Annotated in this window: 11 protein-coding genes; all 11 read right to left on the bottom strand. The window is 41.4% G+C overall.

Annotated elements, in window-relative coordinates:
• Positions 1-222 precede the first annotated feature (222 nt).
• The 11 genes from P2W73_RS04405 to P2W73_RS04455 all read right to left on the bottom strand — a co-directional run bounded on the left by P2W73_RS04405 (position 223) and on the right by P2W73_RS04455 (position 11,552).
• A complete protein-coding gene (locus P2W73_RS04405; RefSeq protein WP_276500780.1) occupies positions 223-672 on the bottom strand; it encodes a PIN domain-containing protein in 450 nt (149 codons plus the stop codon).
• Positions 669-872, bottom strand: coding sequence for a hypothetical protein (locus tag P2W73_RS04410; protein ID WP_276500781.1), 204 nt, complete (start codon positions 870-872; stop codon positions 669-671). The genes P2W73_RS04405 and P2W73_RS04410 overlap by 4 nt, the downstream gene beginning before the upstream one ends.
• 184 nt (positions 873-1,056) lie before the next feature.
• Positions 1,057-2,133, bottom strand: coding sequence for a serine hydrolase domain-containing protein (locus tag P2W73_RS04415; protein ID WP_276500782.1), 1,077 nt, complete (start codon positions 2,131-2,133; stop codon positions 1,057-1,059).
• A 211-nt stretch (positions 2,134-2,344) separates the two neighbouring features.
• Positions 2,345-3,121: an alpha/beta hydrolase gene (locus P2W73_RS04420; protein ID WP_276500783.1), complete on the bottom strand. Its 777-nt coding sequence runs from the start codon at positions 3,119-3,121 to the stop codon at positions 2,345-2,347.
• A 381-nt stretch (positions 3,122-3,502) separates the two neighbouring features.
• Positions 3,503-3,928 carry a hypothetical protein gene (locus P2W73_RS04425; protein WP_276500784.1) on the bottom strand — a complete coding sequence of 142 codons (426 nt, stop codon included), beginning with the start codon at positions 3,926-3,928 and terminating at the stop codon, positions 3,503-3,505.
• Positions 3,929-4,144: 216 nt separating this feature from the next.
• Positions 4,145-4,744 (bottom strand): hypothetical protein, encoded by a 600-nt coding sequence (locus tag P2W73_RS04430; protein ID WP_276500785.1) that lies wholly within the window; start codon positions 4,742-4,744, stop codon positions 4,145-4,147.
• A 112-nt stretch (positions 4,745-4,856) separates the two neighbouring features.
• Positions 4,857-5,501, bottom strand: a complete 645-nt coding sequence (locus P2W73_RS04435; RefSeq protein ID WP_276500786.1) for a hypothetical protein — start codon at positions 5,499-5,501, stop codon at positions 4,857-4,859.
• A 131-nt stretch (positions 5,502-5,632) separates the two neighbouring features.
• Positions 5,633-7,783 carry a chitobiase/beta-hexosaminidase C-terminal domain-containing protein gene (locus P2W73_RS04440; protein WP_276500787.1) on the bottom strand — a complete coding sequence of 717 codons (2,151 nt, stop codon included), beginning with the start codon at positions 7,781-7,783 and terminating at the stop codon, positions 5,633-5,635.
• A gap of 5 nt (positions 7,784-7,788) precedes the next feature.
• The gene (locus P2W73_RS04445) at positions 7,789-8,577 is read right to left on the bottom strand and encodes a chitobiase/beta-hexosaminidase C-terminal domain-containing protein (protein WP_276500788.1); all 789 of its coding nucleotides are present in this window, start codon (positions 8,575-8,577) and stop codon (positions 7,789-7,791) included.
• A gap of 284 nt (positions 8,578-8,861) precedes the next feature.
• Complete coding sequence (locus P2W73_RS04450) at positions 8,862-9,893, bottom strand: 6-bladed beta-propeller (protein ID WP_276500789.1); 1,032 nt, start codon at positions 9,891-9,893, stop codon at positions 8,862-8,864.
• A 216-nt stretch (positions 9,894-10,109) separates the two neighbouring features.
• Entirely contained in the window at positions 10,110-11,552 is a 1,443-nt protein-coding gene (locus P2W73_RS04455; RefSeq protein ID WP_276500790.1) for a DUF1501 domain-containing protein, read from the bottom strand.
• Positions 11,553-11,733: the final 181 nt, after the last annotated feature.

Consider the following 11,733-nt stretch of genomic DNA (forward strand, 5'->3'; position numbering starts at 1 on the left):
TTTCAATCCGAAAATGTTTAAAGAAAAGTTTTGTAAAAGCCATTGCAAAAGTAGTCATTGACAGTTTACGGGTCCGGGTTTACTGAAGATCCGGACCATTTCGCTGGCAACTGATCCAAGCTGAATTAATGAGGTATGAAAATTTATTTAGTTCGTGTTGTTGGAGAGAGGTGCTAACAGAGGCGTAAAAAACTCCCTGCTTATTGGATTACACGCCGTTTATTATCTTGTTAGCCGATTACGGAGTTTAATCATGTCCTGCGTGTTGTAAACAGTTCTGAAACGTTTTGATTTCAGTCCATCATAAAAGGGTTTGTCTCCTGTCCATAAGCTTCCATTCAAATATTTTGTCAACGCTACAAAATCTGTGTCATCTGCATCTATGTCTGTGACCAGGGCTTCGGCTTTTTCCCAAATGTTTTGTGAGATGAGTTCCTCATTAATAAACGTGAGCTTCGTAAGCATTTTGTCGTAAGAGGTTTCTAACTGCCCGTCAGTGAGCTTAGAAATTCTTTTGAGCTTATTCCAATGCTTGCGTATTTCAAAACGCATGTACTGGTTGCTGTAAAAGTCAAAGACGTTGTCGGAAGAAAAAATCAGGTCGCCAATTGTCCCCTGTGAATTAAGCAGGCAAGAGAAAATAATGTTGGTGTCAACAATTATTTTCTTCATTTGATGAAACGTTTACGGTTCTGTTTCCACCAGCCTTTTTTTACCTCACTTGCAAGTTTGTCAACCTGCTCCTGAGTCGCCTTTGAATTGGCAGTCGCTTCTCTATAGGTAAGGTAGTCCACAAGCCGTTGCAGCCCCATCGTGTCCACAGAAGCAGGCAAACGGATGATTATTTCTTTGGATGTTCTTTCAATCAACATAATCGCTTTGTTTAGTCATAAAATTAAGAGAATTGTCCGACATGTCAGAAGCGCCAACAGAACGTAAACCGATTTGACGAAGCCAGGTTTTTAGTCTGACGGATTTGCCTGACACTGTCAGACTTTTTACTTTATTAGCCCGTTCAGGCGGTGTTTGAACGAAACGGATCAATACGCTGGTATATTATTTAATAATCTTGTCAGCGATTTTGGCTGCGAACTCATCAAGGCTTACGGTGCCTGTATTGCTTAATATGATAATTGTTGAATTATCTTCTAGTATATGAAACAGCATAGCTTGCGCCCCCATTATAGAGCCTGGTCTTTTAATAATGGAAAACATTTTATGATTAATCTCATAATTTTTATAAACCCAAACACCATAACCATACTCGCCAAGTCCTGATGTGAACATCTGGCTTAATGTCTCCTCTTTTAAAAGTTTGCCACCGAATAAACCCTTTGAAAATTTCAAAATATCATCAACTGTTGAATACATAGAGCCGGCCGCATACCAATTGCTCCAATAAACAGGCAAATCGTTTGCAAGCATTTTTATATCATCTCTGTAAAAATAAGTGTCAGCCAGTTTTTCAATAATATCTTGCTGCGTAAGCATACCTGAGTTATTCATTTGTAAAGGCTGCAATAATTTTTCTTTTAAATTTTGTTCAAATGTTTTGCCGCTTATTTTTTCTATTAGTTTACCAAGAATTATAAAATCAGCATTGTTGTAGTCAAATGCTGCACCCGGCTCTGTTTCTAATGTGTCGCTACAATATTTTAGTAATAATTCGGCGGATGTATAGGGTCTCTGGTATTGCGGAATTCCCTTCTTTAAAGCCGATTCTAAATCAGTTCCGGCATCCATGTTATGCATACCGGATGTCATATTTAATAACTGTTTCACGGTTGCTTTGCTGCCCGCTGGTCCGGTATAATCCGGCAGGTAGGTGTTGAATGTCTTATTTAAATCTATTTTTCCGTCTTCGTATAACCGGAGAATGAGCACACTTGTGAACGCTTTGGTTATTGATGCCACTTTATATTTTGTATCAACTGTATTGGGAACCCTGAAAGTCATATTGGCAAAACCAAAACTTTTTTTATAAATGGTTTTTCCATGTTGCTCAATAAGGATAGTGCCATTAAAGGAATTCTTTTTCACAAATGAATCAATAAATAAATCAGCTCCTGAAGATTGGGCAAAGGCATGGTTGATGATTGTTACTAAAATAATCGAAACAGTTATTTTTTTCATGCAGGTATTTTATTCTCCTGCATCTCACAAAGACAATGCCCACAATCCAGGTATTGAAAATCAATAATCTTAAAACCCGAACCAAGCCCAAATGTTCGCTAATGATACAGGTAATGATCGGTTTTGAAACAAAATGTTCGGCGTGCTTTTTTGAGTAAGACCGACAAGGGCGAAATGCGGGCATTCGTGGGGAAGACGGGTTAGCTACAGCTTAATTGTTCTTGTGATTATAGAATTGTTGTAATCCTTTTACAAACGATAGTTGTGCAACGTCCATATGTTCCAGATCGTTATAGATTCTACACTGGAATTGGAAATGCCCTGGTCCTGCATGTTCGATTTGTTTTGCAAATGTTTTAACTGGTGAAACATTCCAGGTTGAATCTTCCAATCCTCCCACACTCAAAAACACCTTTATGGAGTCTTTATTATTCAGTTCCTTTAATTTGCCGGGCAATTGGTTCAGGTAAAAATCATTATACCATAAAGACGGGCTTGCAGATACGAAATTTTTAAAATCATTTCTTTTTGTTTCTATTTGATCCAATAAGGCAAGCAGAGAGAAGTATCCACCAAAGGAATGTCCTAATAAAGTACGATTGGCTTTGTCGGTATGATAGGTAGAATCAATATATGGCATCAGCTGATTTACTATGAAAGAATCAAACCTTCTCCCTCCTCCAACAGCATTCATTTCGTCTGAGGGTAGGGCTGCCGGATACATATAGTCTCTTACACCTAAAGAATCCATTAATTCATAGGATTTATATCCTACACCTACTAAAATAAGCGGTGGAAGAAGTCCGTTTTTTTCATATTGCTTCAATGTGGCAGCTAACATAGAGAAATGGAAATTGGCATCAGTCAGGTACACAACCGGATAACTTTTCATTGTATTATTTTGGTATTCTTCAGGAAGCTGTAGCGAGATCACAAAAGAATCCCGTATAACAGGCGAATAGAAAACAAAGCCTTTTTGATTTTGCATTAGGGTACTGTTGTTTTTGACTGTGCCAGAACATCCATATAAGAAACCCAGAAAGACAAGTAGCGTATAAATTTTTGTCATTAGAATGATTTGAAATGAGCAGAAGTTATATGAAAAGCAAGATATGGATACCCGATTCACTAATGAAGCAACTTGTTAATTTTAGGATTTTCTTAATGGCAATTAATGGGCATCGGATTGGCGAAGTGTGGTTTTTTACATTCCGTCACGTCGGAATTTTATATTGTTCAAGATAAAAATGTTAGTTAGAAAACGTCAGGCCGAACTACAGTTAACGTGCATGAAGACCAACAAGGGCTCTGTTATGCGGCACTACTTAATGAATCTTGGACTTTTTAACCAGTAAGGCATTGATGAGGCTTATGGCACTTTTGAATTATATCCTTCGTTTTTCAATGTAAGTTTTTTGTAAACCAGTATAACAACTATACATGAAAGCCAAAGCAGCGAAAAAGCTATTAAGCCATTGCGATTTGATTGAATATCCTCGGGGTCAAAGCGGCCGTGTATTCGGGTACGGAAAAACCTGTTGGAATACTCTTGTCCGTACTCTATTGCCATCCCGAACAAATAAAGCGCAATGAATATGATCGCATGCCTTACAATTTTTGTACCTGCAAATAAAACATTTAAAAGAGCAGCTGCCAGAAAGTAAAACGTTGCATGTAATTCCTTGTCGATATGTCTGAAACCCGATGGCAGCTTTATCATAAATCCAACGAGAGCTGCTGCAAAACATGCCAGTACGACAAGAACCCTCTGCCAGACTTTAAGGCCGATTTTCATGTATTTATTTTAAAATGAAGGAAAATGTTTCACTAGAACGTATTTGCCTGGGAAATATTGAGAAGGGGTTTGTATATACTTCTACTAACTAAAGGCGGTTGCCGCTAACAAAAATATACGAAAGTTTCCGCCATCCAAAGTCGATATAATCTTACTTTCAAAAGAAATAATAAACAATATTATCCTTCTCTAAGTGCCTATATATAGGACCGAATGTTAGCGGCTGCCTTGTCGTGTTTCAGTGAGGCGGACAAATTCTGTTCCTTTTGATTTGGCTAAGTCTTCAAGTGATTGATAATAATTGAGTCCTGCAAGTCCAGTTCCACTCGGAGACATAGTTGTTTCTGTAATTACATACCCATTGTCAAGCAGGAAAAATCCTTTTTCTGATCCGTCGTCATACCAGAGAAAGTCTGATATTTTAGAGTTCAGAATATACTTTGCTTTATTCTCCTTGTATTCAATTTTGTAGGGTTGATATTCTTTGATTATTACTTCTTGTCCAAATAAAGCCTTTCTAATCCTATTAAAAATATTTCGTTTCTTCTTTTGATAGGACGCTGCAATTTCTCCAATGGACTTTCCTTCCTTATTTACATGATAAACTGGATAGTCTGATAAGTCCTTGAAGAGAGTTGTCGCATGAGGGTCGAGTTTTCTAACCCAAACTTCTTCTGAAAAACCAAAAGGGAATCCTATAATTAAATTGTTGTCCAGTTCGATGAAACAGTCTGCTGTGTCAAGCCACCCTTGCTCTATACCAAACTTCGCATAGATGTTTGTTATTGTCTTGCCAAAAAGTTCATTAATGATCATTTCCTAAAATTGTCAAGTTTGTCCAGAGAGTCTGACTAAGGTTGCCGCTACGTCCAGGGCTTGGCGATGTAGCGATAGCCTGTGATCGTTCAGCCCGAACCGAGTAAACCGGTTATGTGCTTTTGCCTTGTCGTCCAATTCTAATATGTCGCCAAACGGCAATCACGTTGGTGTTCGCATGATGTTCTTCTGGATTATTTTCAAGCAGCCTTTTTTTTATATCATACGCATTATCGTAATCATCTAGAAGTCCAAATTTGTTAAGGTCAGTTGGCAAAAACGTTTCATCAAAACCGCCACAATTTACCAAGGCACTTATACTGTAATCTTTATCCAACAGGTCATATCCTGTGAATTCAAATTCGTCAAGTATAATATTTTTGCAATTCTCTGTTGGCTCAATTACGACTGCGAGGAGATTGAACCTGCCTTGGTTCTTTACCCTATTTAAAACATAGTCAAGTGTCTTAAAGAAACCAGTTTCATAATGCTCATCTGTTATGATATAATTCCAGTCGTCTGCGTTATTGCGGTCTGGTTCGATTAAAACTTCATTTAACATACCGTCAAGTGATACAAGTTCGGTCACTTGTGTTAGCTTACTCCATTCAATGTATTTGTCCCAGGACATTGCCTCAGTGCCGTAGTTCTTATCATATGCCCCTCTTGCAGTGTAATAAAATGTCATTTGAATTGAATAACTGTTGCTGTATGCTGACCGGTAATTCAAAAATATACCAAAGTTTCCGCCATCCAAAGACCGAAGCAATTTTCTCAGCAAGCAAGTTTACAATCGCTTAAAAGAAAAAGCGAAAGTTTTTTGGGTTCAAAAAACTTTCGCTAATACAAATTCAGTTATCGATAATTTCTACTATATCGCTACTTGCATTAATTCACCAACACTTCATCCACAAATATCCAACCCTTTTCACCTTTGCCCTGGTGCCAGGCAGGAAGTTTGGCAACTGGTGTTACTACCAATTTGAGGTATTTTATAGGAGCCGTTTTGAGTTTGCATTCAAAACCCTTGGTATAAGTGGATCTCATCTTTTTTGGTTGTTCGGGTTGCATCCGGCCGATCAACTTTAAATTTTTTGCATCATTACCACCAAATACTTCTACCGTTTGCGCAGGCATGATATAGCTACCGATATCGATCATCGAACTCAGCGTGATGCTTTGCACCGGTTCGGGTTGCGCCAGTTCCAATAAACATTCCATCCGGTTTTCCCGGTAAGCTACCCAGCCACCAAAACGGAAATCGGCTTCGCCTTTTTCGCGGTTGATCAATACCTTTCCTTTTTCATCAATGTATTTGCTATCTGGCTTTGTCAGGTAAATAACGGTGTCGGGTGTGTAACCAGTTTTATAAAAATTCGCTTCAATGATATCGCTACTGGTCCAGCCGGCTTTAAAGGCCTTTGCTTTGATATAGCTGCTGCCGCTGATGGTTTCATCACCTTTGAACACTGCGGAATGAAGACTGTCGGGATCGGTGCCATCCGTGGTATAACGGATCGTAGTTCCATTGATATAATGTTTTAGTTTAAGCGGAATGGCGGCAGAAATAAAACTTTCTTCATTTAACAGTACCGGCGGCGACAATTTCATGATGGTAGTGTCACCTTTATAGCCGGTTTCAAAACGAACGTTGCTGAACTTCTTTTGCAGCTGCTCTATGTCCCTGGTGTTTAGCGGCGTGTTCCAGGTATATACTGTTTTTAATTCGGGAAAATTTTGCAATTGCGCCAGGTCCCGTGCGGTCACTTTGGTTCCCGATAGCGTAAGCGTATGCAGGAACTTTAATTTTTTTAAACCGGCTAAACCGGTACCTGTCACCTGTGTAAAAGCCAGGTTGAGCCGGCGAATATTTTCAAAATCGCCGATCAGTTCAAGATCCTTATCCTTCACCGGCATTTTGGCCAGGTCGAGATTGACGATTTGTTTTTTTATTTTATTCAACTCTTTGAGCTGGTCGACGGTAAAGAGATTGCTATGGAAAAAATTAACGGCCAGCGCCGGTGAACCCAAGGCTTCATTGCTCACAACACGGTTCACGGTATTTAGTTTTTTTACATCCGAAGGATCGGCTTCATCAAAATCATAGCTGGCTACTTCAACGGGGGTAAAAGTTTTCACCGCCAGTTGATGCAATGTGTCGGCGGGTTGCAGATCAGCTACCCGTAAGTTGAAGTCAGCTCCTTTGCGTATCCATTGGGTGATGATGGCGATCTCATCTTCCGTCAACTGTGGCTTGCCCTTTGGTGGCATATGTTTTCTTGCTTCCAATGGTAAATGCACCCGACGCAACATTAAACCGAGATCAGCTTCCGTGCTATCCCAAAGCGGGCCGCTTTTTCCGCCTTTCAATAACAGTTCTTCCGACTCCATGATCAACTCACCCTTGGCTTTTTTACTGTTGTGGCAGGATTCACATTTCGTTTTCAAAATCGGTTTTACCATGTCTGTAAGTACTGCAGCTTCTTCCAACGAAACGATGGATGGCTTTATCTCCGGCATGATGGGTGCCAGTAAAAAATTATCTCCATGGGTAATGCCGGCTCCCTGGTGACCTGTGAAAAGTATTAGAATTAAAGCGAAAGCTGATGTAAGAACGACGCCAATTTTTTTTGCATGGAGCTGTTTGTTGAAACTATACCACAGCAAGGTGAAAACAGAAACAGCTACGCCACCCCATTTATGCCATGACAACGCTTCGGGATCATAGCCTTCTTCTTTCGATAAAAACAAACCCATGAGTGAAGTGATGACCGCGGTGAAGGCAGCGAATAACAACAACAGTTCTGTTGATTGACTATAGGTATCACCACCACCGCTTTTATGCGGCGGACGAACTACTACAGCGATAGCATATAATACAATTAATACAAGCGGGAAGTGCAGGATCAACGGATGCATGCGACCGGTAACCTGCAGCCAGGCCGGAATGGACAACCTGCTTTCAAAAAATAACAAAAATACCAGCAGGCAGTTGAGAGCCAGTGATGCATTGAACAAATAATTTTTCCAGCGTTGCATGTGTATCAGTATACTTTTATTTCGTCAAGAAAGAGCCAGCCATGATTGCCTTTACCACCATGCCAGGCGGGAATTTTTTTCAGCGGGAAGAAAACCAGTTTTAGCTGCTTTGTTTTAATAGCAGTGGAAAGATTTATCTCCCGGATATTAACTTGTTTGGGTCCCGGTTCATCGAATTGAAATGTTTCTTTGCCGAGCGATAAAAAAGCTTTTTGTTGCTCGTTATAATAGTAAGCCAATATTTGTTCGGGTAAAAAAATCCAGCTTTTCTCATTCTGCAACACACTGATCAGCACCTTGCTGACCTTTTCTTTTTTTTGTAATTCGATGTCGATGGTGACGGTGTCATTATCAAAGCCCACCCAGCTACCCGAACGATAATTGACCTGGCCGCCAATATTATCAATCAGGATATTGGCTTTGCTGTTGGCATAGGATTCGTTGGGTTTTGAATAGATTGCCTGCTTAATCTTTTTGCCTTCGGTAATAAATGAAGCGGTCACTGTTTCCGAAGGAAGAAAGTCGTTGCCGAATGCTTTTACTTTTACCAGGGTCTTTTTTGTAATCGACACCGCTTTCGAATACAAAAAATCTTTCTGTGTCGGCTCATTACCATTTAATGTATAGCGAACTTCAGCCCCGGGTTGATTAAAGATAACTTCAAACGATGTTTTACCCGAAAAGAAACCCGACTCGTATTTCAGCATTGGCGGCGCCAGTTGAAACTTTTGCTGGCCGAAACTTTTCTGGAAATTCAATAAAACTAATACGAGTGCCAGAACGATTATTTGCATGTACTGAATAAACGGCCTCGAAAAAATGGCGCTAAGAAAATTACGGAACAAGCCGTAAAAAACGCAGCGCTGTCCGAGCCCGTGGTATCGTTGAGGTATAAAGCATGGGTGAGGCGAGTTCGCTGCGTTTAGGCTTGTGAAGTAATTTTTAGTCATTTTTTTCGTCCCGATAGCTATCGGGAGACTTTTTTTGTTTCTTTTTTGTGTCAAGACAAAAAAGAAAGGAAGCGTAAAGTTTATTGTTCGGCTAAAATTGAAACCAAAAAATAGTACAACCCGTTTTCTCATATCGGCGACAATTTATAAGGATACACATGACCTGAGTTCCACTGGGCGACATAGAGATTGTCTTCATCATCGATGCATACATCATGCGGGTATTGAAATACTTTGATGGTTTGATACATCTCACCGGGTTTATTACCGGTATAAGCCGGCAGATTACCACCGAGATTCGACACCACTTTATAGTTCTTATCGAGGATCAGCACGAACCCGGATTTTTCATCGAGCCGGGCATTGGTTTGTAACACGGCCACATATAAATAATCACCATGGACAACGGGGCGGCATACCCAGGCGCCGGGCAACGGAATCGTATCAATATATTTCCCCTCCATCGTGTATCGCTTGAAAGCATTCTGCACTCTGGATGTCACAATTAAACAGGGATTGTTTTTATCCCGGTTATCGATGCAGACGCCATGCGTGTTGACGACATACTGATCACCCTCACCACGACCGGCGAAGTGACGGATATAATTGCCTTTGTAATCATACTGTATCACAAAATCTTTTCCATACCCATCGGCTACATAGATATCACCATTGGGAGCAATAATGGTTTCGGTAGGAATATATTCCTCTGCTTTGCTGTATTGACCGGTTTCTTTGGGATAATTCAGCGTCATCAATACTTTCCCATCCACGGTTGTTTTGATTACCTGGTGGAGGTTGTTGTCGCAGATAAATAAAACATCCTGGCCATTTTCATTGAACAGGGTAAGACCATGTGCACCGGGATATTCATGTCCCCAACTGCTGAGTAGTTTTCCACCCTTATCATAAATGAGCACATTGTTTTTTGTTTCATTCGTGAGCAGGATGATGCGGCCCAGTTTGTCCTGTACCATTTCGTGACAATCTTTTACCGGGAATTGCGCCGCATTCGCCTGGCTCCAATTGGTATTGATCCGGTAGCGTTTGTTGTTGTGACCGAGAATCGTTTCAGGTGCTGCACCACGCATGATAGCCGGTGCATACAACATACCTGCTGTTGCAATGGAACTTTGTTTTATGAATTGTTTACGGTTCATAGGCCTCTCCCTCCTTCCGAACTTCGCTCCTTCTCTTCACTTCGTTCGAGAACCCCCAAAGGGAGGGAGCGGTGCTTTATATTTTTAATGATTTTCATAACTACCACATCATCTTCATATCGCTGCTCAGCATTTTCGACGACTCCGATAATTAGTTGAGTCTTTGAAAGGCGAGGCTGCGTGTTGGTGGCCTCCCTTTAGGGAGGTCGGGAGGGTTTAAATTATCCCCCTCACTACTTCACCCGATACATCGGTCAGCCTGTATCGCCGTCCCAAATGTTTAAAGGTTAACTGCTCATGGTTGAGGCCCATCAGGTGAAGGATCGTTGCATGAAAATCGTGCACATGCACGGGATCCTTTGCGATGTTATAACCAAACTCATCTGTTTCGCCATACACACCGGGTTTTACACCACCACCTGCCATCCACACAGTAAAGCATCTCGGGTGATGATCCCTTCCATAATTTTCTTTTGTCAATATGCCTTGGCAATAGTTGGTGCGGCCAAATTCGCCACCCCATATTACCAATGTTTCATCAAGCAGGCCACGCTGTTTCAAATCAGTGATCAATGCAGCAGAGGCCTGGTCCACATCTTTGCATTGTCCTTTTATTTGATCGGGTAAATTGTCATGGCCATCCCAACCCTGGTGATACAACTGCACAAAGCGAACACCATTCTCTGACAATTTTCTTGCAAGCAAACAATTGGCGGCATAGGTACCCGGTGTCAAACAATCGGGACCGTATAGCTTGATAATATCTTCCGGCTCTTTGCTTAAGTCGGTGATATCCGGCACCGCAGTCTGCATACGGTAAGCCATTTCGTATTGCTGCACCTTGGTATTGATCTCGGGATCGCCAAATTCCTTGTACGACTCTTCATTCAGTGCAGCCAGTTTATCCAGCATTTTTCTTCTGTCGTCTTTATCGATGCCTTCAGGATTGTTTAAATACAACACAGGATTTTCACCGCTGCTGAATTGCACACCCTGGTGTATGGAATCTAAAAAACCATTGGTCCATAGTTTGGAATATACGCCCTGTCCATTGCCTTTTCCTTTTGATAACAACACACAGAACGCCGGCAAATTTTTATTCTCGCTTCCCAGGCCATAACTCAGCCATGATCCCATGCTGGGCCGGTTACCTACCTGTGCACCGGTTTGAAAAAACGTCAATGCCGGATCATGATTGATGGCTTCGGTAAACATGGTTTTGATGATGCAGAGATCATCCACCACTTTAGAAGTATGCGGCAGCAACTCACTGATCCAGGCTCTAGCCTGCCCGTATTGATTGAATTGGAAAACACTTCCGGCCAGTGGGAATTTTTGTTGATTGGCCGTCATACCCGTCAGTCGCTGGCCCATGCGGATGGAGGCCGGCAGATCCTGGCCATGCATTTTTTGCAACATCGGTTTGTAATCAAACAGGTCAAGCTGTGACGGGGCGCCATTCTGGAACAGGTAGATGATGCGTTTTGCCTTTGGCGCAAAATGGGGCAGGCCTGTCATCACCATTTCTTCTTCACTGCTGCCAAAAAGATCAGGTATCAATAAAGACCCCAATGCCACACCACCAATGCCCAACCCAAGCCGGGAAAGAAATTTTCGCCGGTTGATGGTTAGTGCATATTCAAGAATTTCTTTTTTCATAAATAATTTTTTATACCAGCGTTCTGTTCTTTGGTCATCGTCTGTTGCGCCTGCCCCGACGAGGAGCAAAGCGACGGAACTCGGGGTCGCACATTTCATCGTACGGAACACGGCCTCATCCCTCTTATCCCTTCTCCCAAAGAGAAGGGACGGTGCTTTATTGCAAATCCAAACCTCATCA

The organism is Terrimonas pollutisoli (assembly GCF_029360765.1).
Lineage (GTDB): Bacteria > Bacteroidota > Bacteroidia > Chitinophagales > Chitinophagaceae > Terrimonas_B > Terrimonas_B pollutisoli.

What these genes read in the sequence shown, in the direction of transcription:
- P2W73_RS04405 (WP_276500780.1), bottom strand. Translation starts at nt 672, where the DNA reads ATGAAGAAAATAATTGTTGACACCAACATTATTTTCTCTTGCCTGCTT.
- P2W73_RS04410 (WP_276500781.1), bottom strand. Translation starts at nt 872, where the DNA reads ATGTTGATTGAAAGAACATCCAAAGAAATAATCATCCGTTTGCCTGCT.
- P2W73_RS04415 (WP_276500782.1), bottom strand. Translation starts at nt 2,133, where the DNA reads ATGAAAAAAATAACTGTTTCGATTATTTTAGTAACAATCATCAACCAT.
- P2W73_RS04420 (WP_276500783.1), bottom strand. Translation starts at nt 3,121, where the DNA reads ATGCAAAATCAAAAAGGCTTTGTTTTCTATTCGCCTGTTATACGGGAT.
- P2W73_RS04425 (WP_276500784.1), bottom strand. Translation starts at nt 3,928, where the DNA reads ATGAAAATCGGCCTTAAAGTCTGGCAGAGGGTTCTTGTCGTACTGGCA.
- P2W73_RS04430 (WP_276500785.1), bottom strand. Translation starts at nt 4,744, where the DNA reads ATGATCATTAATGAACTTTTTGGCAAGACAATAACAAACATCTATGCG.
- P2W73_RS04440 (WP_276500787.1), bottom strand. Translation starts at nt 7,783, where the DNA reads ATGCAACGCTGGAAAAATTATTTGTTCAATGCATCACTGGCTCTCAAC.
- P2W73_RS04445 (WP_276500788.1), bottom strand. Translation starts at nt 8,577, where the DNA reads ATGCAAATAATCGTTCTGGCACTCGTATTAGTTTTATTGAATTTCCAG.
- P2W73_RS04450 (WP_276500789.1), bottom strand. Translation starts at nt 9,893, where the DNA reads ATGAACCGTAAACAATTCATAAAACAAAGTTCCATTGCAACAGCAGGT.
- P2W73_RS04455 (WP_276500790.1), bottom strand. Translation starts at nt 11,552, where the DNA reads ATGAAAAAAGAAATTCTTGAATATGCACTAACCATCAACCGGCGAAAA.